This is a genomic window from Gemmobacter sp. LW-1, assembly GCF_001303875.1.
Taxonomy (GTDB): domain Bacteria; phylum Pseudomonadota; class Alphaproteobacteria; order Rhodobacterales; family Rhodobacteraceae; genus Gemmobacter; species Gemmobacter caeni.
The window spans coordinates 1-25,295 of the sequence record NZ_LJSC01000058.1 but is presented as its reverse complement, the minus strand read 5'-3'; the positions used below and the strand labels follow the sequence as shown (position 1 = coordinate 25,295).

24 protein-coding genes are annotated in these 25,295 nt (G+C 64.0%); 18 read left to right on the top strand and 6 right to left on the bottom strand.

The window, feature by feature from the left end; all coding sequences use genetic code 11:
• The first annotated feature begins 1 nt into the window (after position 1).
• From xylB to AO684_RS17975, 18 genes are all read left to right on the top strand, one after another.
• A complete protein-coding gene (gene xylB, locus AO684_RS18060) occupies positions 2–1,441 on the top strand; it encodes a xylulokinase (protein ID WP_054304129.1) in 1,440 nt (479 codons plus the stop codon).
• A complete protein-coding gene (gene xylA, locus AO684_RS18055; protein WP_054304128.1) occupies positions 1,438–2,739 on the top strand; it encodes a xylose isomerase in 1,302 nt (433 codons plus the stop codon). The genes xylB and xylA overlap by 4 nt, the downstream gene beginning before the upstream one ends.
• A 124-nt stretch (positions 2,740–2,863) precedes the next feature.
• The gene (locus AO684_RS18050) at positions 2,864–4,951 is read left to right on the top strand and encodes a xanthine dehydrogenase family protein molybdopterin-binding subunit (protein WP_054304127.1); all 2,088 of its coding nucleotides are present in this window, start codon (positions 2,864–2,866) and stop codon (positions 4,949–4,951) included.
• The gene (locus AO684_RS18045; protein WP_054304126.1) at positions 4,948–5,901 is read left to right on the top strand and encodes a dihydrodipicolinate synthase family protein; all 954 of its coding nucleotides are present in this window, start codon (positions 4,948–4,950) and stop codon (positions 5,899–5,901) included. Before AO684_RS18050 ends, AO684_RS18045 begins: the two co-directional genes overlap by 4 nt.
• Before the next feature lie 16 nt (positions 5,902–5,917).
• Positions 5,918–6,466: a 3-hydroxyanthranilate 3,4-dioxygenase gene (locus tag AO684_RS18040; RefSeq protein ID WP_054304125.1), complete on the top strand. Its 549-nt coding sequence runs from the start codon at positions 5,918–5,920 to the stop codon at positions 6,464–6,466.
• 84 nt (positions 6,467–6,550) lie between these two features.
• On the top strand, positions 6,551–7,708 hold the full coding sequence (locus AO684_RS18035) for an ABC transporter substrate-binding protein (RefSeq protein WP_054304124.1): 1,158 nt from the start codon (positions 6,551–6,553) through the stop codon (positions 7,706–7,708).
• Between the two features lie 66 nt (positions 7,709–7,774).
• Positions 7,775–8,689 carry a branched-chain amino acid ABC transporter permease gene (locus AO684_RS18030; protein ID WP_054304123.1) on the top strand — a complete coding sequence of 305 codons (915 nt, stop codon included), beginning with the start codon at positions 7,775–7,777 and terminating at the stop codon, positions 8,687–8,689.
• A 3-nt stretch (positions 8,690–8,692) separates the two neighbouring features.
• Complete coding sequence (locus AO684_RS18025) at positions 8,693–9,664, top strand: branched-chain amino acid ABC transporter permease (RefSeq protein ID WP_054304122.1); 972 nt, start codon at positions 8,693–8,695, stop codon at positions 9,662–9,664.
• The gene (locus AO684_RS18020) at positions 9,661–10,416 is read left to right on the top strand and encodes an ABC transporter ATP-binding protein (protein ID WP_054304121.1); all 756 of its coding nucleotides are present in this window, start codon (positions 9,661–9,663) and stop codon (positions 10,414–10,416) included. Before AO684_RS18025 ends, AO684_RS18020 begins: the two co-directional genes overlap by 4 nt.
• A complete protein-coding gene (locus AO684_RS18015; RefSeq protein WP_054304120.1) occupies positions 10,410–11,111 on the top strand; it encodes an ABC transporter ATP-binding protein in 702 nt (233 codons plus the stop codon). Before AO684_RS18020 ends, AO684_RS18015 begins: the two co-directional genes overlap by 7 nt.
• Entirely contained in the window at positions 11,098–11,907 is an 810-nt protein-coding gene (locus tag AO684_RS18010; protein ID WP_054304119.1) for an aspartate dehydrogenase, read from the top strand. The genes AO684_RS18015 and AO684_RS18010 overlap by 14 nt, the downstream gene beginning before the upstream one ends.
• 12 nt (positions 11,908–11,919) lie before the next feature.
• Entirely contained in the window at positions 11,920–12,351 is a 432-nt protein-coding gene (locus AO684_RS18005) for a CoxG family protein (protein WP_054304118.1), read from the top strand.
• Entirely contained in the window at positions 12,348–13,196 is an 849-nt protein-coding gene (locus AO684_RS18000) for an alpha/beta hydrolase (protein ID WP_054304117.1), read from the top strand. Before AO684_RS18005 ends, AO684_RS18000 begins: the two co-directional genes overlap by 4 nt.
• A gap of 73 nt (positions 13,197–13,269) precedes the next feature.
• On the top strand, positions 13,270–13,944 hold the full coding sequence (locus tag AO684_RS17995; protein ID WP_054304116.1) for a transglycosylase SLT domain-containing protein: 675 nt from the start codon (positions 13,270–13,272) through the stop codon (positions 13,942–13,944).
• 10 nt (positions 13,945–13,954) lie between these two features.
• Positions 13,955–16,015: a flagellar biosynthesis protein FlhA gene (flhA, locus tag AO684_RS17990; protein ID WP_054304115.1), complete on the top strand. Its 2,061-nt coding sequence runs from the start codon at positions 13,955–13,957 to the stop codon at positions 16,013–16,015.
• Complete coding sequence (locus AO684_RS17985) at positions 16,012–16,785, top strand: flagellar biosynthetic protein FliR (protein ID WP_054304114.1); 774 nt, start codon at positions 16,012–16,014, stop codon at positions 16,783–16,785. Before flhA ends, AO684_RS17985 begins: the two co-directional genes overlap by 4 nt.
• Complete coding sequence (locus AO684_RS17980; RefSeq protein WP_054304113.1) at positions 16,782–17,864, top strand: flagellar biosynthesis protein FlhB; 1,083 nt, start codon at positions 16,782–16,784, stop codon at positions 17,862–17,864. Before AO684_RS17985 ends, AO684_RS17980 begins: the two co-directional genes overlap by 4 nt.
• On the top strand, positions 17,861–18,190 hold the full coding sequence (locus AO684_RS17975) for a hypothetical protein (RefSeq protein ID WP_054304112.1): 330 nt from the start codon (positions 17,861–17,863) through the stop codon (positions 18,188–18,190). The genes AO684_RS17980 and AO684_RS17975 overlap by 4 nt, the downstream gene beginning before the upstream one ends.
• Positions 18,191–18,192: 2 nt before the next feature.
• Here the strand turns inward: AO684_RS17975 and gyrB are convergent, their stop codons facing one another.
• From gyrB to dnaA, 6 genes are all read right to left on the bottom strand, one after another.
• Positions 18,193–20,643: a DNA topoisomerase (ATP-hydrolyzing) subunit B gene (gene gyrB / locus AO684_RS17970; protein WP_054304111.1), complete on the bottom strand. Its 2,451-nt coding sequence runs from the start codon at positions 20,641–20,643 to the stop codon at positions 18,193–18,195.
• Between the two features lie 80 nt (positions 20,644–20,723).
• Complete coding sequence (locus AO684_RS17965) at positions 20,724–21,344, bottom strand: LysE family translocator (RefSeq protein WP_054304110.1); 621 nt, start codon at positions 21,342–21,344, stop codon at positions 20,724–20,726.
• Between the two features lie 7 nt (positions 21,345–21,351).
• Positions 21,352–21,780 carry a VOC family protein gene (locus tag AO684_RS17960; protein WP_054304109.1) on the bottom strand — a complete coding sequence of 143 codons (429 nt, stop codon included), beginning with the start codon at positions 21,778–21,780 and terminating at the stop codon, positions 21,352–21,354.
• A complete protein-coding gene (gene recF / locus AO684_RS17955; protein ID WP_054304108.1) occupies positions 21,777–22,868 on the bottom strand; it encodes a DNA replication/repair protein RecF in 1,092 nt (363 codons plus the stop codon). The genes AO684_RS17960 and recF overlap by 4 nt, the downstream gene beginning before the upstream one ends.
• Before the next feature lie 82 nt (positions 22,869–22,950).
• Positions 22,951–24,069 (bottom strand): DNA polymerase III subunit beta, encoded by a 1,119-nt coding sequence (gene dnaN, locus AO684_RS17950; RefSeq protein WP_054304107.1) that lies wholly within the window; start codon positions 24,067–24,069, stop codon positions 22,951–22,953.
• A gap of 156 nt (positions 24,070–24,225) precedes the next feature.
• Positions 24,226–25,295, bottom strand: a 1,070-nt coding sequence (gene dnaA, locus AO684_RS17945) for a chromosomal replication initiator protein DnaA (RefSeq protein ID WP_054304106.1), incomplete at its 5' end; no start/stop codon positions are given.

The following is a 25,295-nucleotide window of genomic DNA, read 5'->3' as shown; positions in this document are numbered from 1 at the left end:
TATGTATATCGGGCTTGATCTTGGCACCTCCGGCCTCAAGGGCGTGGTGATCGACGAAAACCAGGGGGTCGTGGCGGAAGCCACCGCCTCTCTGGCGGTTTCGCGCCCGGCAGAAGGACAGAGCGAACAATCCCCGGCCGACTGGATCGCGGCGGCGGAAACGGTGATGGACGGTCTGGCGCGCCGGACCAGCCTTGCGGCCGTCAAGGGGCTCGGCCTGTCGGGTCAGATGCATGGGGCGACGCTGCTGGATGCGGCGGACGAGGTTCTGCGCCCCTGCATCCTGTGGAATGACACGCGCGCCCATGCCGAGGCGGCAGTGCTGGACGGCGACCCGATGTTTCGCCGCATCACCGGCAATATCGTCTTTCCCGGCTTCACGGCCCCCAAACTCGACTGGCTGCGCCTGCACGAACCGCAACTCTGGCAGCGCGTTGCCAGGGTGCTGTTGCCGAAGGATTATCTGCGGCTCTGGCTGACCGGGGAGCATGTGGCCGAGATGTCGGATGCCGCCGGCACAAGCTGGTTCGATACCGGCGCGCGCGACTGGTCTGATGACCTTCTGGCAGCTACCGGCCTTTCTCGGGCGCAGATGCCCCGGCTGGTCGAGGGGGCCGAGGTTTCGGGCGTGCTGCGGGCGGAACTCGCGCGGCGCTGGGGCCTGCCCGAGGGTGTGGTCGTCGCGGGCGGCGGGGGCGACAACGCGGCCTCCGGGGTTGGCGTCGGCGTGGTGCGGGCGGGCGATGCCTTTGTCAGCCTGGGCACCTCGGGCGTGCTGTTTGCCGCGAATGACGGCTATCAGCCCGCGCCGGAAACCGCCGTGCATACCTTTTGCCACGCCCTGCCGCAGACCTGGCACCAGATGGGGGTGATCCTGGCCGCGACCGATGCGCTGAACTGGTATGGCCGGTTCGTGGATCGTGATGCGGCGGCGCTGACCTCTGAACTGGGCGCGGTGCAGGCGCCGGGCAAAACGCTGTTCCTGCCCTATCTGGGAGGCGAGCGCACGCCGCTGAACGATGCTGCCGTGCGGGGGGCATTCATCGGACTGGAACATGCAACCGACCGCACGGCGGGAACGCGCGCGGTGCTGGAAGGCGTGACTTTCGCTTTCCGCGATTGCCGGGATGCGCTGGCCGCCACCGGCACGCGGCTGGAGCGGTTGATCGCGGTCGGGGGCGGCTCCCGCTCCGCCTACTGGCTGCAAGCCATTGCCACCGCGCTGGGCGTGCCTGTGCTGCTGCCCGAGGCGGGCGATTTCGGCGGGGCCTTTGGTGCCGCCCGTCTGGCCCTGATGGCCGCCACCGGGGCGGGGGCGGAAATTGCCACCCTTCCCCCCATCGCGCATGTGATCGAGCCGGTCGCCGCGCTTTCCGATGCTTTCGACGCGGGCCATGCCCGGTTCCGCGCCGCACAATCCGCAATCCGAGGACTGACATGACCGACTTCTTCAAGGGTATTCCTGCCATCCGCTTCGAAGGCCCTGACAGCACGAATGAATTTGCCTTCCGGCACTACAATCCTGACGAGGTGATCCTCGGAAAGCGGATGGAAGAGCATCTGCGCTTTGCTGTCGCCTATTGGCACAGCTTCGCCTGGCCGGGTGGCGATCCGTTCGGAGGTCAGACGCTTGATCGCCCCTGGTTCGGGGACACCATGGCGCTGGCGAAACTCAAGGCCGATGTGGCTTTTGAGATGTTCGATATCCTGGGCGCGCCCTTCTACTGCTTCCACGATGCCGATGCGCGCCCCGAAGGCGCCACCTTCGCCGAAAGCCTGCGCAATCTTGAGGAAATCGTGGATTACCTCGGTGAAAAGCAGGCCGGCCACAAGGCGCGGCTGCTGTGGGGCACCGCCAACATGTTCAGCCACAAGCGCTGGATGTCAGGCGCGGCCACCAACCCCGATCCGGACGTCTATGCCTATGCCGCCGCCAATGTGAAGGCGAACATGGATGCCACGCATCGGCTGGGCGGGCAGAACTATGTGCTCTGGGGCGGGCGCGAGGGCTATGAGACGCTCTTGAACACCGATCTGAAGGCCGAACGGGAACATGCCGGGCGCTTCCTGCAACAGGTGGTCGACTACAAGCACAAGATCGGCTTCAAGGGCGCCATCCTGATCGAACCAAAACCGCAGGAGCCGTCGAAGCACCAGTATGATTACGATGTGGCTACGGTTTACGGCTTCCTTGTCCAGTTCGGTCTGGAAAAGGAAGTTCAGGTGAACATCGAACAGGGCCACGCCATTCTCGCCGGGCATTCCTTTGAGCATGAGATCGCGCTGGCCGCCTCGCTGGGCATCTTCGGGTCCATCGACATGAACCGGAACGATTACCAGTCCGGCTGGGATACCGACCAGTTCCCGAACAATCATGCGGAAAAGGCGCTGGCCTTCTACGAAATTCTGCGCGCGGGCGGCTATACCACCGGCGGCACCAATTTCGATGCCAAGATCCGGCGCCAGAGTCTCGACCCCGAGGATCTGATCCTTGCCCATGTCGGCGGTATGGATACCTGTGCGCGGGCGTTGAAGGCGGCGGCAGCCTGTCTGGAAGATGGCGGGCTGGAGACCGCGCGCGCCGCGCGCTACGCGGGCTGGCAGACGCCTGCTGCCAAAGCGATGCTGGAAGGCTCGCTGGAGCAGGCGGCAGCGCGGGTGACGGCGGAAGGGATTGAGCCGCAGCCGAAATCCGGGCGGCAGGAGCGGCTTGAAAACCTGTGGAACCGCTTCATCTGAGACTGTGCGGCCGGGCATAGCCATATGTCCGGCCATACATATTGTTTGCAATATCAAAATATAGAATAAATCCGTCTTTTTGAATGTGCACGAACATGGTCTGCTGCCGGTATCGGAGGATCGGATGCAGCAGACAGTCTCATGGATCGGCAAGGCGATGGCGCGGCGCGAAGATGCGCGGCTGCTCAAAGGCGCGGGCCGTTTCGTTGACGACCATCAGCCCGAGGGCTGCCTTTTCCTGGAATTTCTCCGCAGCCCCTATGCAGCGGGGCGGATCACCGATCTGGATGTCTCGGAGGCGGCTGTGGCAGAAGGCGTGATCGCCGTGCTGACCGCCGCAGATTTTGCCGGGCTGGGGCAGGCGGCCGTGAATGCGCTGCTGCCCGGCGCCGAGGTGCATCCGCTGGAGCCGCTGGCCTCGGGCCGGGTGAAGGCGGTCGGTCAGGCCATTGCCGCCGTGATCGCTGAAACCCGCGAGGCCGCGCGCGATGCGGTGGAACTGATTGCCTTTGACATCGCAGAAGAGCCGCTGGCCGCCCGCCGGGTGCTGCGCCACCGCTGGCAATCCGGCGTGCCGCAGACCGGGCGCGAGATTTCGGTGCAGCTTGACCATGCGCTTGTCGCCCCTATGGCGCTGGAGCCGCGCGCGACGGTGGCGCTGCCCGAGGGCGCGGGGCTGAGGGTGCATCTGTCCACCCAGACGCCGCAGCGCTGCCGCACCGATCTGGCGGCGATCCTTGGCCTTGCGCCCAGCGCGATCCGGGTGCTGACGCAGGATGTGGGCGGTGCGTTTGGCGGCAAGGCGTCCCTGATGCCCGAGGATGCGGTGGTGGCGCTGGCGGCGTTGCGGCTCGGCCGTCCGGTGAAATGGACCGCCGCCCGGTCCGAGGAGTTTCAGGCGGCGACGCAAGGACGTGGCGGTGAAACCCGCGCCGTGCTGACGCTGGATCATCAGGGCCTGCCTGTTGCGCTGTCGGCGGAGCTGCGCTTTCCGCTGGGTCACTGGATGCCCTATTCGGCGCTGGCGCCGATCCGCAATGCGGGGCGCATCCTGCCCGGTCCCTATGCGATCGAGGCGGTGGATATCGAAGCGCAGGCGCATCTGACGCCGGGCGCTGCCGTCAACATCTATCGCGGGGCCGGGCGGCCCGAAGCGGCGATGTTGATGGAGCGGCTGATCGACAAGGCGGCGCAGGCGCAGGGCCTTGATCCGCTGGAGATGCGGCGCCGTGCGCTTTATCGCGGTGCCTTTCCGCGCGCGACGCCGACGGGTGAGGCGATCTGTTCCGGTGATTTCGTGGCGCTGCTGGGCCGCCTGGAACGCGAAGCCGATTACGCGGGCCTGCGGTCGCGGCAGGCCGAGAGACGCGCGGCGGGCGCGGTCTGCGGCCTTGGCCTCGCGCTCTATATCGAGCCCTGCGGGCAGGGTTGGGAAAGTGCCGAATTACGGCTGGAGGCTGACGGTACCTTCACCGCGCTGACCGGATCGTCGGCACAAGGGCAGGGGCGTGAAACCGCCTTCGCGCAGATCGTGGCAGAGATCATGGGCGTGACCCCCGACTGCGTGCGCGTGGTGCAGGGCGATACCGAGGCGGTGCCCGAAGGCATCGGTGCGCTGGCGTCGCGTTCGACCGCCATCGGCGGCACAGCCATGGCACGCGCCGCCCGGCGGATGCTCGACCAGCTTGGCCCGCGGAATGACTGGTCGGGTATCGGCCCGGTTTCGGTCAGGGAACGCTATGAGGCGCCGGGCGAGGCCTGGGCCTCGGGTGCGGTTCTGGCCGAAGTGGCAGTTTGTCCCGATACCGGCCATCTGACGGTCGAGGGGATCACCTGGGTCGATGATGCGGGGCGTGTGCTGAACCCGATGCTGGTGCAGGGCCAGCTGATCGGTGGTCTGGCCCAGGGCCTTGGCGCCGCTACTATGGAACGTATGGCTTATGCCGACGGCCAGTTACTGACCGGCAGCCTGATGGATTACGCGGTGCCCCGCGCCAGCGACATGCCGCCCGTGCGGCTGATCAGCCAACCCCTGCCCAGCACCGCCAACGAGATGGGCTTCAAGGGCGTGGGTGAGGCCGGTTGCATCGGCGTGCCCGCCGCGCTGCTGAATGCGGTGCAGGATGCGCTGTTGCCCTTCGATGCCCCTGATCTTTCACTTCCGCTGACGCCGGAAAAACTCTGGCGCGCCATGACAGGACTTGAACCATGAAATATACCCGTGAAACCGCCAAATCCCACGCTTTCGCCCATATGCGCGGCATCTGGGCAGCGGCGCTGATGCCGTTCCGCGAGGATCTGTCGATCGACGAGGAAGGCTTCCGCCGCAACATGGATCACTGGATCGAGGATCTGGGAATCGACGGATTCTTCATCGCTGGCAAGCAGGGCGAGTTCTTCTCGATGTCGCTGGAAGAGCGCAAGCGAAGCTTCGACCTTGCGGTGGAGGCAGCAGGCGGCCGCGCGCAGACGATCATGTCCTGTTCCGATCAGAACATGGATGTGGTGATTGATCTGGCGAAACACGCGCAGGCCTGCGGTGCCGATTACATCGTCGTCCACGCGCCGATCCTGCATTTCTTCAAGGAGCAGGATGAAACCCTGCTGCGCTACTACGAAACCATCGCCAGCAAGGTGGACATCGGTATCGCGCTGTGGAGCCACCCGGACAGCGGCTATCTGATGAGTCCGCAGCTTTGCAACCGGCTGGCCGACATCGAAACTGTGGTGGCGATCAAATATTCCGTCCCGCGCGAGATGTATGCCGAACTCACCCGGCTGGCAGGCGACCGGATCATCGTCTCTACCGCCTCGGAAGAGGAATGGCTGGACAATATCCTTGAACTGGACTGGCGGCTCTACCTGTGTTCCTCGCCGCCCTATCTGATCCAGACGAAGAACGACCGGCGGATGCGGCAGTATACAGACCTCGCTTTTGCCGGAAAGGCAGGGGAGGCGCGGGCGATCCGTGACAGCCTTGACCCCGTGCGCCATGCGCTGAAATCCACCCGTCCGGCGGAAAAGCCGCACAGCCACCAGAAATACTGGCAGGATCTGCTGGGCCAGACCGGCGGCCGCGTGCGCCCGCCCTGCCTTGAACTGACCGAAGATGAGAAACGCGCGACCCGTGCGGCCTTTGAAGCCTGCGGCCTGAAACTCTGATCACAGGGAGATCACGATGACCCGCCTCGCTGCCTTCAATTTCCAGAAATGGATCGACGAACACAAACACCTGCTGAAACCGCCGGTCGGCAACCAGATGGTGTTCAGGGATTCGGACCTGATGGTCACCGTGGTCGGTGGTCCGAACAAGCGTACCGATTACCACGATGACCCGGTGGAGGAGTTTTTCTATCAGCTCAAGGGCGACATGCTGCTGAAGCTGCATGATACCAAAACCGGCGATTTCTACGATGTGCCGATCCGCGAGGGTGATATCTTCCTGCTGCCTGCGCATGTGCGCCACTCGCCGCAGCGCCCGCAGGAAGGCAGCATCGGCCTCGTGATCGAACCGGCCCGCCCGGAAGGCGCGCTTGACGCGGTGGAGTGGTATTGCTTTGAATGTCAAAGCCTTGTGCATCGGGCCGAGGTTGATCTGGAAAGCATCGTCGATGACCTGCCGCCGATCTACAAAGCCTTCTACGCCGATGAGGCCGCGCGCACTTGCCCGAATTGCGGCACGATCCATCCGGGCAAGGAACCGCCGGAGGGTTGGGTGAAGCTCTAGATATTTTATGCTTGAAATATTTGCCCGCTGTGGCATGCTACCTTCAACAACAAGGCCAAAACGGCCCCAACATGGGAGATATCAATGAAGAAACTGCTGACGGCAGCGAGCCTTCTCGCGCTGACTACTCTTCCGTCGCTTGCCGAGCCGCTGAAGATTGGCGTCATCACCACGCTGTCCGGCCCGGCCGGATATCTGGGCGAACAGGTGCGGGACGGCCTGCAACTGGCCATCGATCAGGAAGGCGGCAAGCTGGGTGGCGTTGATGTGGAACTGGTGGTCGAGGATGATGGCCTGAAGCCCGGCAATGGCCTTCAGATCGCTGACAAGTTCATGAACGAGGAAGGCATCAAGCTGATTACCGGCATCATCTTCTCGAACGTCGCGGGTGCGACGGTGCCGGAAGTCGTGGAAAACGACGCCATCTACATCAGCCCGAACGCCGGTCCCTCGAACCTCGCAGGTGCGGGCTGCAACAAGAATTACTTCGTGGTCAGCTGGCAGAACGACTCGCTGCACGAGGCGACGGGGGCTGCAGCCAAGGCGCTGGGCTACAAGAAGGTCGTGGCGCTGGCCCCCAACTATCAAGCGGGCAAGGATGCCATCGCCGGCTTCAAGCGGGAATTCGGTGGCGATGTGACCGAGATCTACACCCAGCTTGAACAGACCGATTTCGCGCCGGAAATGGCCCAGATCCGCGCCGCCGCGCCGGATGCGGTGTTCCAGTTCCATCCCGGCGGCATGGGCATCGCCTTCCTCAAGCAATATGTGCAGGCTGGCCTGTCGAAAGACATCCCTATGATCGTGTCCGAGCCTTCGGCTGATGGCGTGATCCTGAATGCCGTGGGCGAGGCGGCGGTGGGTCTGAAGGCCACGACGCACTGGAATGCCGACTTCGACAACGAGGCCAACAAGGCCATGGTCGCCGCCTGGGCCGCCAAGCACCCCGACAAGCCGCTGACCACCTATGGTCAGCAAGCTTATGACGTGGGTCTGCTGATCGCTTCGGCGCTGAAGAAGACCGGCGGCATCGACGATCTGGATGCCTTCCGTGCCGCGCTGAAAGAGGCCGATTTCACCTCGACCCGCGGCGATTTCAAGTTCGGACCGAACCAGCATCCGGTGCAGGACTGGTTCATGGTCGACATCGTGGCCGGGCCGGATGGCAAGCCCATGTGGGTGACCAAGGAAAAACTGCGTGACGATGTGGGTGACGTCTACGCTGCCGAGTGCAAGATGTGACGATGCCGGGCCGGGGTTTTCCCCGGCCTGTTTCCTGACAATCCAGACCTCTGATCGGGCGGGCGTATGATCCTGTTTCTCGAACAATTGCTCAATGGCTTGCAGTATGGCGTGATGCTGTTCCTGCTGGCCGCGGGGCTGACACTGATTTTCGGCATCATGGGTGTGATCAACCTCGCCCATGGCTCGCTTTACATGATCGGCGCCTATGCGGGCACGCTGGCCGCCATGCAGACCGGCAGCTTCTGGCTGGGGGTTCCGGTGGCGCTGATTGCTGCCGCTCTGACAGGGCTCGTGATGGAGGCGGTGGTGATCCGGCGCCTTTACGCCCGCGACCATCTGGATCAGGTTCTGGCGACCTTTGGTCTGATCCTGTTCTTCAACCAGTCGATCATCCTGTTGTTTGGTCGTCAGCCGATGTTTACCCAACTGCCTGATCTGTTTTCCGGCGCGGTCGAGGTCATTCCCGGCCTGCCTTACCCGAGCTACCGTCTGTTCATCATCGCGGTCGGCCTTCTGGTGGCGCTGGGGCTTTACCTGATCATCAACCGCACGCGGATAGGCATGCTGGTGCGCGCAGGATCGACCAACCGCGAGATGGTGCGGGCGCTCGGTGTCGACATCCGGCTGCTGTACACGCTGGTTTTCGGCCTTGGCGCGCTGCTGGCGGGGCTGGCGGGCTTTCTGGCCGGGCCGGTGCTGGCGGTGCAGGTGGGGATGGGCGAGCAGATCCTGCTGTCGACCTTCGTTGTCGTGGTGATCGGCGGTGTCGGTTCTATCAAGGGCGCCTTCGTCGCCGGTATCTCGCTGGGCGTTATCGACACGATGCTGCGTGCCTTCCTGCCCGGTATGCTGCGGCAGGTGATGGCCGGCCCCGAGGCTGATGCGCTGGGCGTCGGGATCTCGTCCATGGGGATTTATCTTCTGATGGCACTTGTGCTTCTTGTCCGGCCCAAGGGCCTGTTCATGGCGGGGAGCTGAGCGATGAACAGCCGTATTCTTGCCGCCGTCCTGCTGATCCTTCTGGCCGCGCTGCCGTTCATCGCGCAGGCAACCGGGCAATCCGCGCTTCTGTCGCTGGCCTCGCGAATCCTGATCTATGGCATGGCCGCTGCCAGCCTGAACTTCGTTCTGGGCTATGGCGGGATGGTCAGCTTTGGTCACGCCGCCTTCTTCGGGATCGGGGGGTATGTGGTGGGCATCCTGTATCACCACGCCGATACCGAAACGCTGTTCTGGGGTTTCATCCCCGGTACGACACAAATGCTGATCACGCTGCCTGCCGCCATTCTGGTCAGCGGTGCCTTCGCCGCCGCCATCGGCGCGCTAAGCCTGCGGACGGGCGGTGTGCAGTTCATCATGATCACGCTGGCCTTCGCGCAGATGCTGTTCTTCCTTTTCGTCTCGCTGAAAACCTATGGCGGCGAGGACGGGATCATCGTGCGCCGCACCAATGAGCTGCCCTTCCTCAACACCCGTGACCGGGCGGTGATGTATTGGGTGGTGCTGGCGATCACCGTCGCCTTCGCGCTGGGCCTGCGGCGTCTGACGAAATCCAGCTTCGGCACGGTGATCTCGGGCATCCGCCAGAACGAGCGTCGAATGGCCGCGCTTGGCATTCCGGCCTACCGCTACAAGCTGTTCGCCTTCATCCTGTCAGGCATGGGCGCCGGACTGGCCGGGGCGTTGATGGTCAATGTGTTGCGCTTTGCCAGCCCTGACATGATGCACTGGACCAAATCGGGCGAGCTGATGATCATGGTCATTCTTGGCGGGGTGGGCACGCTGGTCGGGCCGTTCCTTGGCGCTGCCGCGCTGCTGTCACTGGAAAGTGTGCTGGCCTCGTGGTCGGAACACTGGCCGCTGGCCATGGGCCTGATCCTGCTGGTGGTCGTTCTGGGCACCAGGGGCGGGCTGATGGCGCTTGTCACGCGTCTCACGGGGGGCCGCAAATGACCGCGATCCTGAAGATCGAAAATCTGGTGAAGCGGTTCGGCGGGCTGGTGGCGACCGACAATGTCAGCCTTGAGGTCATGCCGGGTGAAATTCACGCCCTGATCGGGCCGAATGGCGCGGGCAAGTCGACGCTGATCAACCAGCTTTGCGGCGAGTTGCAACCGAACGAAGGCGCCATCCATCTGGCCGGGAGGGATATCACCCATCTGCCGGTGCCTGCGCGGGTAGACCTCGGGTTGGGGCGGACCTTCCAGATCACCTCGCTGCTGGACGAGATGACGGTGCGCGAGAATATCGGCATGGCTGTTCAGGTACGCGAAGGTGGCAACTTTCGCATCTGGGATGCGCTGCGCAAGCGCCGTGCGATCTGGGACGAAACCGACCGCCTGCTGGCGGGGGGCCAACTGGCCGACCGCGCCGATGTGGCGGTGGCAGATCTGAGCCATGGCGAAAAGAAACAGCTTGAGCTTCTGGTCGCGATGGCGATGCAGCCGCGCCTGCTTTTGCTGGACGAGCCGATGGCCGGTCTGGGCCATCTGGAAAGCCAGCAGATGATCGGCATGTTGCGCGACATCAGCAAGGAAGCGGCCATCCTGCTGGTCGAACATGACATGGAGGCCGTCTTCGCGCTGGCCGACCGGATTTCGGTGCTGGTCTATGGCCGGATCATCGCCCAGGGCTCGGTCGAGGAAATCCGCAACGATCCGGCAGTGCGCGAGGCCTATCTGGGTGCGGAGGACGAACTGTGCTGAGCGTTTCCGAACTGAAAGCCGCCTATGGGGCCAGCCAGGTGCTGTTCGACATTCATCTGGACATTCGCGACGGCGAGGTGGTCACGCTGATGGGCCGCAACGGAATGGGCAAAACCACGACGGTCCGCTGTATCATGGGCCTTCTGGGTGCGCGGGGCGGAAAGATCGAGTTCGAAGGCGTGAAAACGCTGGGCCTTACGCCGGAACGCATTGCCCGGCTCGGTGCCGGTCTGGTGCCCGAGGGGCGGCAGATCTTCCGCACCCTGACCGTGCGCGAAAACCTTGTGGCGACGGCGGCGAACCGTTTGAAGCGCAATAATCCCTGGACGCTGGAGCGGGTCTATGACCTGTTCCCCCGTCTGCGCGAAAGGGCAGGCCAGGTGTCGGGCACGCTGTCGGGGGGAGAGCAGCAGATGCTTGCCGTCGGGCGGGCGCTGATGACCAATCCTCGCCTTCTGATCCTTGACGAGGCGACCGAGGGGCTCGCCCCGGTGATCCGCACCGAGATCTGGCATTGCGTGGAGCGGCTGAAGGCCGAGGGGCAGTCGATCCTGCTGATCGACAAGAATCTTGGCGTGCTGAAGCGGCTCGCCGACCGGCATTACATCGTGGAAAAGGGGCGCACCGTCTGGGTTGGCACCGGCGCCGACATGGACCGCGACAGCGAAAAGGTGCGGGGCTATGTCGGGCTTTGATCTGCCCATCGCGCTGATCGGCTGGGGGGCCATCGGATCGCGCGTCGCTGATCTTCTGGCGGAGCGTCGCGCGCCGGTGAAGTTGCTGGCAGTGGGGTTGCGGCAGGGCAGCAGCCTGCGCAGCCCGTTGCCGCGGGGCGTAGAACAGGTTTCCGATCCCGCCAGCCTGATCGCCCTGCGCCCCGCGCTGGTGATCGAGGTTGCGGGGCGTGCTGCCGTTGACCCCTGGGCCCTGCCGCTTCTGGAAGCGGGGATTGATGTGGCCGTCTCCTCGACCTCGGCGCTGGTCGATCCGGCCTTGCTGGATCGGCTGACCGGGGCCGCGCGCATGTCCCGCGCGCAATTGATCGTGCCGCCCGGTGCACTGGGCGGTATTGATGCGCTGGCCGCTGCCGCGCGCCTGCCGCTGGACCGCGTGCGGCACGAGGTGGTGAAGCCGCCCCGCGCCTGGAAAGGCACCCCGGCCGAAACGCTGCTGAACCTCGACGCGCTGACTGAGGCGACCACTTTCTTCGAAGGCCCCGCCGGGCAGGCTGCCACCGATTTTCCGCAAAACGCCAATGTGGCGGCGATTTCGGCGCTGGCCGGCATCGGGCTCGACCGCACCACGGTTGCCCTGATCGCCGACCCGGAGGCGGCGGTGAACCGCCACCGCATCACCGCAGAGGGGGCTTTTGGCCGCATGGAGGCGGTCTTTGACAACCGGCCTCTTGCAACAAACCCCAAATCCTCCGAAATGACGGCACTTTCATTGGTGCGCCTGATCGAAAACCGCGCCAGCCCGCTCGTCATCTGAAGGAACCGGCCCATGAATGAACAAACCGTCTTTATCGCCGCGGCACCCGATGCCGTGTGGAGCGCCCTGCACGATCCCCAAGTGCTGAAAAAGGCGATCCCGGGCTGTGAAGAGGTTAGCCGCAAGGGGCCGACTTTGTTTCAGGTGAAGGCCGCGGTCGAGATCGCCTTTTTCCGGCGGGTGGTGAACGGCACGCTGCGTCTCGATGACGAGGTGCCGGGGCAGAAAATGCGCATGGAGGCAAACCTGCGCGAGCGTGCCAAGGGTCTGGTGAATGTGACGCTGCTGCCGGAAAACGGCGGAACGCGCGTCCGCTACACGATCACCGCCGATGTGCGGATCAATATTGCCGGGCTTGGTGATTTTGTCATCAACCGCGCGGCGCAGAAGCTCGGCGGACAGTTTTTTGAAACGATAGGCAGTGAGGTCACAAAGGTCGCATGATCCATCAGGAAGCAGAGTGGGCGCGGGACAGGCTGGAGGCTGATTACACCGCGCGGGACTGTTGCACGACCGAAGCCTTCGAGGCGACGATCCGGGCCTATGCCGATTCAAGTGCGGCGGCGCGTGCCACGCTCCCCTGTCAGTCCGATCTGCTTTTTGATGAAACGACCGGGCAGCGGCTGGATCTGCTGGGCGCGGACCCGGCCTCGCCACGACCGCTGATGGTTTTTGTACATGGCGGCTACTGGCGGGCGTTGTCGAAGGGGCATTCGACCTTCGCGGCACCTATGCTGGCGGCGCAGGGCATCGCAACTGCCGCACCGGATTACCGGCTGGCACCTGATGCCAGCATTGTCGAGATCGTGCATGACGTGCGTCAGTCCATCGCCTGGCTCTGGCACAATGCGGCGGATCTCGGGATCGACCGGCGCCGGATCGTCGTTGCGGGCAGTTCCGCAGGCGGGCACCTGGCCGGGGCGCTGGCTGCACCGGACTGGCCGGCACGCTACGGGATGCCCACCCATCCGCTGCACGGGGCGTTGCCAATCAGCGGGTTGTTCGAACTCGCCCCGCTGGCGGCCATGCATGTGCAGGACTGGATGAACTTCACCCCCGATCAGATCGCCGGTTGCAGCCCGATGCGGCATTTGCCGCCCGCTGGCTTGAAGCTGGGTGTCGCTGTCGCCGAGCAGGAGACGGCGGGGTTCCATCGCCAAAGTGCGGCTTATGCCGAGGCGACCGGCGCACCGCTGTTGCAGGTGACGGGACGGCATCATTTCGATGTGATCCTTGATCTCTGCGCGCCGCAGACCCCGTTGTCGCGGATGCTTTTGTCCCTGTTCTGAGGGCGGCGCTTACCTGTTGGAAAGATTCGGATTCTAGGCTGGTGCAGAATGGTGCCATCGGAGAATCCGGTTCATGCCCTACGCGCTTGCGCTGCTCTGCCTCTGTTTTCTTGCCATGCCTGTGCTGGCGCTGGCGCGGGCCGCTGATTTGTGTGACCGCGCGGCGGAAAGGGCGGCGCGTGAAACGGGCGTTCCGCTGGACGTGTTGCTGGCCCTGACGCGGGCCGAAACGGGCAGGGCCAGCGGTGGCAGGCTCGATCCTTGGCCTTGGGCTGTCAATCAGGGCGGGCAGGGACACTGGTTTGACAGTGCCGCAGCGGCTCGCGACTGGGTGGAAAGCCAGTTTCAGGTGGGGGTCAGCAATATCGACATCGGGTGTTTCCAGCTCAATCACCGCTGGCATTCCGGTGCATTTCCATCGCTTGATGCCATGTTCGACCCGGAGGAGAACGCGCTTTATGCGGCGCATTATCTGGCGGCAAAATACGACGAAACCGGCGATTGGGAGACGGCGGCAGGCGCTTATCACTCCGCAACGGAAGTTTATGCCCGTCGCTACACCGAGCGGTTTCGCGAAATCCGCGCCGGATTGGCCGCTTCACCGCGAGCCGAACTGACGCTTGCCTCTGCCGACGCTGGGCCGCGTGTGAACCGATACCCGCTGTTGCAGGCAGGCGGAGGCGGCGGGCATGGCTCGCTGGTGCCACGCAGCGCGGGCGGCATCTCGCTCTTTGCGCGCCTGCCCTGAGGTGTCTGGGATGACCGCCCTGTTGCCCCGGCCCACCGTGCTGCTGGCCCTCGCCCTGATGGCGGTAATCGGCATGATGATCCTGCCGGTGCCGACCTGGTTGCTGGATCTCGGGCTGGCCGTCTCCTTTGCCCTGGCGATCCTGATGTTCACCGTGACACTGTTCGTTGAGCGTCCGCTGGATTTCTCGGCCTTCCCGACGATCCTTCTGTCTTCACTGATGTTGCGGCTGGCGCTCAACGTCTCATCCACCAAACTGATCATCGGGCAAGGTCATACCGGCACGGCCGCCGCCGGCCATGTGATTGAAGGATTTGCAAATTTCATCATGGGCGGCAATCTGTTGCTGGGTGTCGTCGTGTTCTGCGTGCTGATGATCGTGAACTTCACCGTCATCACCAAGGGAGCGGGCCGCATGGCCGAGGTGGGTGCGCGCTTTGCCCTGGACGGTATGCCGGGCAAGCAGCTGGCCATCGACGCTGACATGGCCGCCGGGGCGATCACCCATGAAGAGGCCAAGGCGAGGCGCGAGCGTGAACTGGCCGAGACGAACTTTTTCGGATCGCTGGATGGTGCCTCGAAATTCGTCAAGGGCGACGCCGTGGCGGGGCTTCTGATCACCGGGCTGAATATCGTGATGGGTCTTGTCATGGGCATCGTCATCCATGGCATGCCTGCGGGCCGCGCCTTTGAAACCTATGCCATCCTGACGGTCGGCGACGGGCTGGTGAGCCAGATTCCCGCCGTGGTGATCTCGGTCGCGGCTGCAATCCTGCTTGCGCGCGGCGGGGCGACAGGCGCTGTGGATGTGTCCTTTTTCCGCCAGCTGGGGCAATACCCGGCCGCGATGGGTACGGTGGCCTTGCTGCTGGCGCTGTTTGCGCTGGTGCCCGGCCTGCCCTTCCTGCCCTTCATGCTGGGCGCCGCGTCCCTGGGTGGGCTGGCATGGCAGGGCCTGCGCCGCCCGCCAAAGACCCTGGCCGCCAGGGCGGAGCCGCCCGCCGAACCCGTGAGGAAATCCATGGGCGACCTTTTGGATTTTGATGATATCCACATCGAATTTGCCCCCAACCTCATCCCGATGGTGCTGGACCCCGCAACGGGTCTGGATGCCCGCATCCAGAACATGCGCAACCATATCGCCACGGGCTTCGGCCTGATCCTGCCGGAAATCCGGCTGACCGATGACGCGCTGCTCCCGCCCGGTAGCTACCGTATCCGCCTTCAGGGGGTGGAGCGGGTGCGTGACCAGCTTGTGCCGGACCGGGTTCTGGCGCTGCTGGTTGAAGGTATTCCGCCGCCTGACGGGCTGGAGGTGCGTGAGCCGGTCTATGGCGCACCGGCCCGCTGGATTGCCGCCGATGGGCAGGAGGATGCGGCCATCGCGGGGCTGACGGTCGTCACCCCGGCAGAGGTGCTGGCGACGCATCTGCTGGAAGTTCTGAAATCAAATCTGGCGCGGCTGCTGACGCTGAAGGGGTTGCGGCGCCTGTTGGACGAATTCGTCAAGGTCAGTGACCCGGCCCGTGCCGAAGCGAACCGGCGGTTACTGGACGAACTGGTCCCCGACAAGGTGCCGATCGACCTGCTGTTGGGGGTTCTGCGTCTCTTGCTGGAAGAGCGTGTCTCGATCCGCAATCTGCCGCTTATTCTAGAGGCGATTGCCGAAGCGCGTGGCCTCGGTAATCCGGAGGCAATCTGTGAGCATGTACGCCAGCGGCTTGGCTTTCAGCTGGTGGCCGAGCTGAAGCGGGAGGATGGCACAATCCCGCTGCTGCAACTTGCCCCCGAATGGGAGAAGACTTTTTCCACTTACCAGATCGAAGGAGAGCGTGGTCTGCGCGATATCGCCCTGCCGCCCGAGCAGTTTGGCCGGCTCGCGAATGCGCTGGCTGAACGCCTGTCGCGCGCGGCCGAGGGCGGCACCTTTCCGGCGATCGTCACATCGACCCTGCGGCGCAGGTTCCTGCGCACGGTTCTTGCGGCGCGTGGTCTCACCACCCCGGTGCTGTCCTACGAGGAAATCGGGCTGGAGGCCCGCCCCGCCATGGTCGGCACGGTGCCGGTATGACGGATTTGTTCGCCCTCCTGTCACAACTGGGTGCTTTTACCGCACCGCTGTTCGCGGCGGCCTTCGTGGTGCTGCTGCGCGTCGGCGGCACGGTCGCACTGATGCCGGGTTTCGGGGAAACCCTGCTGCCAGCTCGTATCAAGCTTGTGGCGGCACTGGCTTTCACGCTGGTCGTCGCGCCGGTCGTGATGCCGCAGGGTATGCCGCCCGACACAATCGGCTTCTCCCTGTTCCTGTCGGAACCGGCCATTGGCCTGATGTTCGGGATCGGCCTGCGTCTCTTCATTTTCGCCTTGCAAACCGCAGGAGCGATTATCGCGCAGGCGACATCCTTGTCGCAATTCTTTGGCGGGATGGGGGAATCGCAACCTGCGATGGGCCATGCGCTAAGCCTCTCTGGGATCACGCTTTTCATGGTGATGGATTTGCATATGCGCGCAGCACAATATCTTGTCGAAAGTTACGCTACTTTCCCGTTGGGGACGATCCTGCCGTCGGGCGATCTGCTGGAATGGGGGCTATGGCAGGTCGGCCGATCATTCCGCCTCGGCCTTGGTTTTGCGGCGCCCTTCGTCATCGGATCGCTGATCTACAACATCGCCATAGGGGTGGTGAACAAGGCGATGCCGCAACTGATGGTAGCTTTCATCGGCGCACCGGCCCTGACCCTGGGGGGGCTGGCGCTGTTCGCGCTGACTGCGCCTCTTATCCTGCCCGTCTGGGGCGCGGCCATAGAGGCCTATTTTCTTGATCCTCTGGCCGCGCCATGAGTGGCGAAGACAGTGACGACAAGACGTTCGAGGCCTCGCAAAAGCGGCTGGACGATCAGCGCAGCGAAGGCAGGATTGCCAGATCCCAGGATCTTCTGTCCGCCGCGGCCTATGCGGGCTTCCTGCTGGCCCTTGTACTGACGGGGGGGTGGGCGGTCGCCGGGCTCGCGGCCCGGCTGGCGGGTTTTCTGGGAAATGCCGATCTTCTGGGGCAGCAGATGGCGGCAGGGGCGCAGGCGGTAATCGCGAACGGGATGCCCGGGCTGGCGCTGCCGCTTCTGCCCGTGTTCGGTCTGCCTGCCGTGCTGGTCTTGCTGATGCTGATGGTGCAGCGTGCCTTTCTTTTCACACCGGCCAACCTGCTGCCGAAACTGTCGCGCATCTCGCCCGTGGCGACGGCGGCGCAAAAGTTCGGGCGAAAGGGGCTGTTCGACTTTGGCAAGAACCTGATCAAGCTGGCGCTCGTTGGTGGTCTTCTGGCTGTCTTTCTGGCTGGCCGGCTGGACGAGATCGTAGCGACCCTGCACCTGTCGCCTGAACAGGGGGTTCTGGTGCTGGATGATCTGTTGACCGGAGTTCTGCTTCTGGTGGTGCTGACAGCCATCGTGATCGGTGCGCTGGATTACATGTGGCAGCACTATGAACATCGCCGCCAGAACCGCATGTCCCGACAGGAGATGAAGGAAGAGCATAAGGATACGGAGGGCGATCCGCAGGCCAGGGCGCAACGGCGGCAGCGTGGGCAGGAGATTGCGACCAACCGGATGCTGCGGGATGTGGGCGAGGCCAGCGTGGTGATCGTGAACCCCACGCATTATGCGGTTGCGTTGAAGTGGAGCCGAGCCTCCGGGCGGGCGCCGGTCTGTGTTGCCAAGGGCACGGATGAGATTGCGGCGCGGATTCGGGAACGCGCGGCAGCGGCAGGTGTACCGTTGCACAGCGATCCGCCCACAGCGCGTGCGCTGCATGCCACGATGCGGATCGGCGATGAAATCCCGCAGGATCACTTTCGGGCGGTGGCAGCCGCGATCCGATTTGCCGAGGCGATGCGGAAACGTGCAAAACGGAGGATGGAATGAAGGAGCGGCGGGTCAGGCAGCTTCTGGTGCTGACCGATCTGATCCGTGACCGTTCGTTGGAAAATCTGCGCCGCGCTGCGGCAGAGCGGGATCTGACGCGCGCGCTTATCGCCGGGCTGGAGGCCCCGCCGGCATCCGATCTGCCCGCACTGGCAGCGGCACAGGTTGCCCTGTCCTATCAGCGCTGGGCCGATGAGCGACGACGCGAGCTCAACATGCAGTTGGCCCGGCAGATGGTGAGTGTCGCGCAGCGGCAGGCAGAGGCGAGGCTGGCCTTCGGGCGGGCCGAGGTGTTGCACCGTCTGGCCACGCCCGGTCGTCGCTAGCTTCAGAAGTCGAGGTTCTCGACGTTCAGCGCGTTCTGCTGGATGAACTCGCGACGCGGTTCTACCACGTCGCCCATCAGCTTGGTGAACAGGTCATCCGCCTCGGCCACATCGTCGACGCGCACCTGCAACAGGGTGCGGGCATCAGGGTCCAGCGTGGTTTCCCAAAGCTGTTCGGGGTTCATTTCGCCCAGACCCTTGTAGCGTTGCAGGGTCAGGCCCTTCTCACCCTCTGCCAGCACGGCGCGCAGCAGATCGCCGGGCCCATAGATCGGCAGTTCGCGGTCCTTGCGGGCCAGACGGGATTCGGTGGCGAAATATTCCTTCACTCCGCCCGCGACCTGCGACAGCTTGCGCGCCTCGCCAGACCGCAGGACGGCACCGTCCAGCGTGCGCAGCTCCTCGACCCCGCGCAGCACGCGGCTGAGGCGGATACCGTGGTCCTGGGTGATGCGGCCCTGCCAGCCACGCTCATACTCCACTGCCACCGCATCCAGCCGCCGCGCGACGGATTCGGCCACGGCCTGAAGATCGGCATCGGCGCGGCCCGCATCGAAAGCCCCCGCGAGTGCAGCCTGTTCCAGGATGTTGCGCGGGTAATGCGTCGGGAAAGCCTCCAGCACGCGACGGAAGGCGCGGGCGCCATCGACCACACGGCCCAGATCGGCCCCGGCAATCTCGGTTCCGTCGCCCAGCCGCAGCACAGCGCCATCGGTGCCCTGTTCGATCAGGTAATCCTCGAAGGCGGCCTGATCCTTCAGATAAACCTCTGATTTACCACGAGAAACCTTGTAGAGTGGCGGCTGCGCGATATACAGGAACCCGCCCTCGATGATCGCGGGCATCTGCCGGTAGAAGAAGGTCAGCAAGAGGGTGCGGATATGGGCGCCGTCAACGTCGGCGTCGGTCATGATGATGATCTTGTGGTAACGCAGCTTACCGATGTCGAACTCGTCGCGGCCGATTCCGGTGCCCAAGGCTGTGATCAGCGTGCCCACGGTTTCGGACGACAGCATCCGGTCAAACCGCGCGCGTTCGACGTTGAGGATCTTGCCGCGCAGGGGCAGCACCGCCTGTTGCTTCCGCGAGCGACCCTGCTTGGCGGAACCACCGGCCGAGTCGCCCTCGACGATGAACAGTTCTGACAGCGCCGGATCTTTTTCCTGACAATCGGCCAGCTTGCCGGGCAGCGAGGCGACATCCATCGCCGTCTTGCGCCGCGTCAGTTCGCGCGCTTTGCGCGCGGCTTCACGGGCCAGCGCGGCCTCGATGATCTTGCCGACGATTATCTTGGCCTGTGCCGGATTTTCCTCGAACCACTCGGCCAGCTTTTCGTTCACGAGGTTCTCGACGGCGGGTCGCACCTCCGACGAAACCAGCTTGTCCTTGGTCTGGCTGGAGAATTTGGGGTCCGGCACCTTCACGCTCAGCACGCAGGTCAATCCCTCGCGCGCGTCGTCGCCGGTGAAATCGACCTTCTCGCGTTTGGCGATGCCGCTGTCCTGCGCATATTTGGTGATAGTCCGCGTCAGCGCGCCGCGCAGACCCGCAAGGTGGGTGCCGCCGTCGCGCTGCGGGATGTTGTTTGTGAACGGCAATACGGTTTCATGGTAGCTGTCATTCCACCACATTGCCACCTCGACGCCGATTCCGCTGCGTTCGCCCACCATATAGATGGGCTCCTGCATGACCGAAGTCTTTGAGCGGTCGAGATATTTCACGAATTCCCGAACGCCGCCGTCATAATAAAGCTCGGTCCTGACCGGCTCGGCATGGCGATCATCCTCAAGGATGATCCGTACTCCCGAGTTCAGGAAGGCCAGTTCGCGCAGCCGGGTTTCCAGCGTCTTGAAGCTGTAGTCGAGATTGGAAAAGGTGCCATCGGGGCGGTTGGTCTTGGCCGAAGCGAGAAACCGCACCTCGGTGCCGCGTTGCCCCGGTGCAGGGCCAACCTCATGCACATGCACCACGCATTCGCCGTGTTCAAACCGCGCGCGATATTCAGTGTCATTGCGCCATACCGTCAGCTCCAGCCATTCCGACAGCGCGTTCACCACCGAAACGCCGACCCCGTGCAGACCGCCCGAGACCTTGTAGGCATTGCCGCCATCATCGGTGTTGTTGAATTTTCCGCCCGCGTGCAGTTGCGTCATGATGACTTCGGCCGCCGAAACGCCCTCTTCCGCGTGCATGTCGACCGGAATGCCACGCCCGTTGTCGCGCACCGAAACACTGTCATCGGCGTGGATTTTCACATGCACATAATCGGCGTGGCCCGCCAGCGCCTCGTCGATGCCGTTATCCACGACCTCGTAGACCATGTGATGCAGGCCGCTGCCATCGTCGGTGTCGCCGATATACATGCCGGGGCGCTTGCGAACGGCCTCCAACCCCTTGAGAACCTTGATGGAATCGGCGCCGTATTCACTCGGCTTCTTCGCGGCTTCGGCCATGTATCGAACATCCCTCGAATTGTCCGCGACTTATAGCGGCTGGGGTCGGGAATGTCACCCCTAGGGGGCGGAATTGGCCATCAAAGGAAGGGGATCAGCAGCGCCACCGCAATCAGCATCACGCCCGACCCGACGTTCAGCCGGTGCAGGTTCTTCGGGCTGGACAAAAGCGCGCGCGCGCGGTCCAGAAAGAGGGCGAGGCCAAGGTTGCCCAGCATCGGCACAAGGGCGGAAATCGTGATGATAGCGATGATATCCGCCACCGTCAGCCGCCCCAGATCGAAGAAGCCGGGCAGCGCGCCCATGTAGAACAGGATCGCCTTGGGATTGCCGATCACCGCTGCCAGCCCGACGGAGAACCCGGCCCAGAGGCCCGGCCGCGTCAGCCGGCTGTCACTGCCCGGCGCCTGCGGTTTCTTGCGCAGCAGCAGCACGCCCATGACCAGAAAGATTGCCGCTGCGACCCAGCGCAGGAGGCCCAGAAGGTCGCCGTAAAGCGTGGTGATCCAGCTCAGACCCAGGATGGCACTCAGCGGCCAGAACAGATCGCCCAGTGCCACGCCCACCGCTAGCGGCCATGCGGCGGCGAACCCGCCGGACAAAGCGCGTGCCGTCAGGGCAACCCAGACCGGGCCGGGAATGGCCCACAGCGCCGCCATGCCGCCTGCATAGACGAACAATTGCCAGAAGCTGATGCTCAAGATCGGTTTACTCCGGCAGGTGAAGCGAGCCGTCGGCCTCCAGCGGCCAGAACGGGTTCATGGCCACTTCCCAGACATGTCCATCCGGGTCGGCCCAATAGCCGGAATAGCCGCCCCAGAACACCTTCTCTGGCGCCTTCAGCGCGGTGGCCCCGGCGGCCAGCGCTGCGGCAAAGGCCGCGTCCACCTCTGCCTCGGTGGCAAAGTTCTGCGCCAAGGTGATCGCCCCGGTCCCGAGCGTGGCACCCTTACGGCCCTGATCCTCTGCCAGATCTTCGCCTCCGAACAGTGCGAGCGCCATGCCGTTGATCTGGAAGAAGGCCACACCCGGTTGGCTTTGCGCATGCTCCTGCCAGCCGAGGCGGGCATAAAACGCCCGCGCGGCGGCCAGATCGGTCACACCAAGGGTAATCAGCGTCACGCGCTGCGGGGTCATGGCACCTCCCGGATGCTCGACTGGCCGATGTCATCGGCGATGGCGAAGCTTTGCCCGCGCGCACCCAGACTGTCAAACAGTCCCGGCTCCGTCCCGGTCATGATCGCCTGCGCACCCAGGGCGCAGATCTCGTCATAAAGTGCGGCACGACGCCCTGCGTCCAGATGCGCGGCCACTTCATCCAGCAAAAGGATCGGCGGGCGGCCCAGATCGGTGGCCAGCGCCCGCGCATTCGCCAGCATCAGGCTGATCAGCAGTGCCTTCTGCTCGCCTGTTGAACATTGATCGGCGGGCACGCCCTTGGCGCTGAACACAGCTTGCAGATCAACACGATGTGGCCCCAGCAGTGTGCGCCCCGCCGCCAAGTCACGGCGCCGGTTTTCCGCCAGCGCGGTGGCAAGGTCATCCACCTCGCCTTCGGGGTGAGCCAGCGTCAGTGATGCACGGGGAAAAGCCGTCTCCGCTCCCTCCTGCGCTGCCATCAGACGTGCCAGCGCATCGGCGCGGTTTGCCGCAATCACCGCAGCTGAGGCAGCCATCTGCGCCTCCAGTGCGCCATACCAATGCGGGTCGCGCACCTCGTCCTTCAACAGCCGGTTGCGGTCGCGCATGGCCTTTTCGTAAGCCAGCACGGCTTCGGCATGATCCGGCGCAAAGCTCAGCACCGTGCGATCCAGAAACCGCCGCCGCCCCTCTGCCGCCTCGATCCACAGCCGGTCCATCGCAGGTACCAGCCAGACCATGCGCAGAATGCGCGCGAGTGCCAGTTGCGGCGCGGCCTTGCCATCCACGCGGACCTGTCGCGGCCCACCTTCGGCCCAGGTTTCCAGCTCATGCGCCGCGCTCAAGCCCGCCACGGTGGCGGCAACTTTCCAGCCGATCGCCTCGGGCCGCCGTGCCAGATCCTCGACCGCCGCGCGCCGCAATCCGCGACCGGGCGACAGCAGCGATACCGCTTCAAGGATATTGGTCTTGCCCGCGCCATTGGCTCCGACCAGCGCCACCGGCCGCCCGTCGAACTCCAGCCGCGCAGCGCGATGGCTGCGGAAATGCGAAAGCTGAAGCGTCAGGATCGCCAGACCGCTCACCCGAACCCCTTTTGCTTCTTGCCCAAATACTCAAAAAACGGCGGCCACAGGTGCCGCCGTTGCCCGGTCTGCCCTGACGGTGTCAGACGCGCATCGGCATCACAACATAGACTGCCGAAGTATCATTTCCTTCGCGCATCAGCGTCGGATCGCCCGAAGAATTGAACAGGAACACCGCATTTTCACGGTCCACCTGGCTCGCAATTTCCAGCAGGTACTTGGCGTTGAAGCCGATCTCCAGCCGCTCATCCCCGTAGGCCACCGCCAGTTCTTCCTCGGCGGCGCCGCTGTCAGGCGCGTTGACTGACAGGATCAGCCGGTCTTCATCGAGGCTCAGCTTCACGGCGCGCGAGCGTTCCGACGACACGGTTGCCACCCGGTCAACCGCCTTGGCGAAATCGGTGGCATCCACCTCCAGCCGGCGTGAGTTGTTCATCGGGATGACGCGGGTGTAATCGGGGAAGGTGCCGTCGATGACTTTCGAGGTCATGGTGATGGCTGGCGTCGCAAAGCGCACCTTGGTCTCGGAGACCGAAACCGCGATCTGTGCTTCGTCATCGTCCAGCAGCTTGCGCAACTCGTTCACCGTCTTGCGCGGCACGATCACACCGGGCATGCCCTCGGCCCCGGGGGGAAGAGCGGCGTCGATCCGGGCAAGGCGGTGTCCGTCGGTTGCCACGCACCGGAGCACCGGGCCATCCTCGCCGGTCGAGACATGCATGTAGACGCCGTTCAGATAATAACGGGTTTCCTCGGTCGAGATGGCGAATTTCGCCTTGTCGAACAGACGGCGCAGCACCGGGGCCGGGGCTGCGAAATTCGTCGCATATTCCGACGAGGCCATGACCGGAAAATCTTCTTTCGGCAGCGTCGCCAGATTGAAGGTCGATTTACCCGCCGTCACCGTCAGTCGGCCAGCCGCCGGATCGTCGGCCAGCGTGACCAGCGCGCCATCAGGCAGCTTGCGCACGATTTCATGCAGCATCACGGCCGAGACGGTGGTGGCACCGGGGCGTTCCACCATGGCGGGGGCGCGGTCCACCACCTCGATGTCAAGGTCGGTGGCGCGGAAGCTGACCTGATCGCCCTCGGCCTCCATCAGCACATTGGCGAGGATCGGGATGGTATTGCGCCGTTCCACCACCGACTGCGCCTGAGCCACGGCCTTGAGCAGCGTGCCGCGTTCAATGCTGATCTTCATCCCTGTCATCCTTCGCTTGCGGGATACCAAAATTAGCCGGTTCCCGCCGGTTCTCAAGCAATTTCGGCGACATTCGGCCGGAACGGCGGGGCCGTCAAGTCACGGCGGCCCTGCATTGTCCGGCGTTGCATTCCTGCCCCGCCTTTTGAAGGGCCTTCAGCCCTGCAAAAGGCGCCGCAACAGTTGCAGATCATCTGCCAGCTGGCTGTCGGTGGCCATAAGCTCCTCGATCTTGCGGACCCCATGCATAATGGTGGTGTGATCGCGCCCGCCGAAGCGGCGACCGATTTCCGGCAGGCTGCGCGGGGTCAGCTGCTTCGCCAGATACATAGCCACCTGACGCGGGCGGGCGATGTTGCGCAGGCGTTTCGGCCCGATCATGTCGCTGAGGCGGATGTTGTAGTGTTCGGCCACCTTCCGCTGGATTTCCTCGATGGTTACCTTGCGGTCCGAGGCGCGCAGGATATCGGCAAGACAATCCTGCGTCAGATCCAGCGTGATCTCGCGGCCGACAAGGCTTGCGAAAGCGAACAGGCGGGTCAGCGCACCTTCCAGCACACGGACGTTGGTGCTGATGCGATGAGCCAGAAACTCCAGCACGCCCGGCGCGATTACCAGACCCTTGTACTGGTCGCGGTAGAATTCGGCCTTCTGTTGCAGGATGCCAAGACGCAGTTCGTAATCCGTCGGGTGCAGGTCCACCACGAGGCCGCATTGCAGGCGGCTCTTGATCCGTTCCTCCAGATCCTTGATCTCGCCCGGCGCGCGGTCGGCGGAAATCACGATCTGCTTGTTCTGGTCGACCAGCGCGTTGAACGTGTGGAAGAACTCTTCCTGTGTCGAATCCTTGCCGGCGATGAACTGCACGTCATCAACCATCAGAACGTCGACCGAGCGGAACATCTCCTTGAAATCCATGACAGAACGGTCGCGCAGCGATTGCACGAAGCGGTACATGAACTGTTCTGCGGACAGATAGAGCACGCGGAGTTCCGGTTTGCGCTGCTGAAGTTCATGCGCGATGGCATGCATCAGGTGCGTCTTGCCGAGGCCGACGCCGCCATACAGGAACAGCGGGTTGAAGGTCACCGGCCCGCCTTCGGCCACGCGGCGCGCGGCGGCATGGGCGAGCTCATTGGGTTTGCCGACCACGAAACTGTCGAAGGTGAAACGGGCATCCAGCGGCGCGCCCGGCAGATCCTCGTCGCGCGCGCGGGAGCGGGCGG

Excerpts from the sequence above, each read along its gene's own strand:
- xylB (WP_054304129.1), top strand. The coding sequence starts at position 2 with ATGTATATCGGGCTTGATCTTGGCACCTCCGGCCTCAAGGGCGTGGTG.
- xylA (WP_054304128.1), top strand. The coding sequence starts at position 1,438 with ATGACCGACTTCTTCAAGGGTATTCCTGCCATCCGCTTCGAAGGCCCT.
- AO684_RS18050 (WP_054304127.1), top strand. The coding sequence starts at position 2,864 with ATGCAGCAGACAGTCTCATGGATCGGCAAGGCGATGGCGCGGCGCGAA.
- AO684_RS18045 (WP_054304126.1), top strand. The coding sequence starts at position 4,948 with ATGAAATATACCCGTGAAACCGCCAAATCCCACGCTTTCGCCCATATG.
- AO684_RS18040 (WP_054304125.1), top strand. The coding sequence starts at position 5,918 with ATGACCCGCCTCGCTGCCTTCAATTTCCAGAAATGGATCGACGAACAC.
- AO684_RS18035 (WP_054304124.1), top strand. The coding sequence starts at position 6,551 with ATGAAGAAACTGCTGACGGCAGCGAGCCTTCTCGCGCTGACTACTCTT.
- AO684_RS18030 (WP_054304123.1), top strand. The coding sequence starts at position 7,775 with ATGATCCTGTTTCTCGAACAATTGCTCAATGGCTTGCAGTATGGCGTG.
- AO684_RS18025 (WP_054304122.1), top strand. The coding sequence starts at position 8,693 with ATGAACAGCCGTATTCTTGCCGCCGTCCTGCTGATCCTTCTGGCCGCG.
- AO684_RS18020 (WP_054304121.1), top strand. The coding sequence starts at position 9,661 with ATGACCGCGATCCTGAAGATCGAAAATCTGGTGAAGCGGTTCGGCGGG.
- AO684_RS18010 (WP_054304119.1), top strand. The coding sequence starts at position 11,098 with ATGTCGGGCTTTGATCTGCCCATCGCGCTGATCGGCTGGGGGGCCATC.
- AO684_RS18005 (WP_054304118.1), top strand. The coding sequence starts at position 11,920 with ATGAATGAACAAACCGTCTTTATCGCCGCGGCACCCGATGCCGTGTGG.
- AO684_RS18000 (WP_054304117.1), top strand. The coding sequence starts at position 12,348 with ATGATCCATCAGGAAGCAGAGTGGGCGCGGGACAGGCTGGAGGCTGAT.
- AO684_RS17995 (WP_054304116.1), top strand. The coding sequence starts at position 13,270 with ATGCCCTACGCGCTTGCGCTGCTCTGCCTCTGTTTTCTTGCCATGCCT.
- flhA (WP_054304115.1), top strand. The coding sequence starts at position 13,955 with ATGACCGCCCTGTTGCCCCGGCCCACCGTGCTGCTGGCCCTCGCCCTG.
- AO684_RS17985 (WP_054304114.1), top strand. The coding sequence starts at position 16,012 with ATGACGGATTTGTTCGCCCTCCTGTCACAACTGGGTGCTTTTACCGCA.
- AO684_RS17980 (WP_054304113.1), top strand. The coding sequence starts at position 16,782 with ATGAGTGGCGAAGACAGTGACGACAAGACGTTCGAGGCCTCGCAAAAG.
- AO684_RS17975 (WP_054304112.1), top strand. The coding sequence starts at position 17,861 with ATGAAGGAGCGGCGGGTCAGGCAGCTTCTGGTGCTGACCGATCTGATC.
- gyrB (WP_054304111.1), bottom strand. The coding sequence starts at position 20,643 with ATGGCCGAAGCCGCGAAGAAGCCGAGTGAATACGGCGCCGATTCCATC.
- AO684_RS17960 (WP_054304109.1), bottom strand. The coding sequence starts at position 21,780 with ATGACCCCGCAGCGCGTGACGCTGATTACCCTTGGTGTGACCGATCTG.
- dnaN (WP_054304107.1), bottom strand. The coding sequence starts at position 24,069 with ATGAAGATCAGCATTGAACGCGGCACGCTGCTCAAGGCCGTGGCTCAG.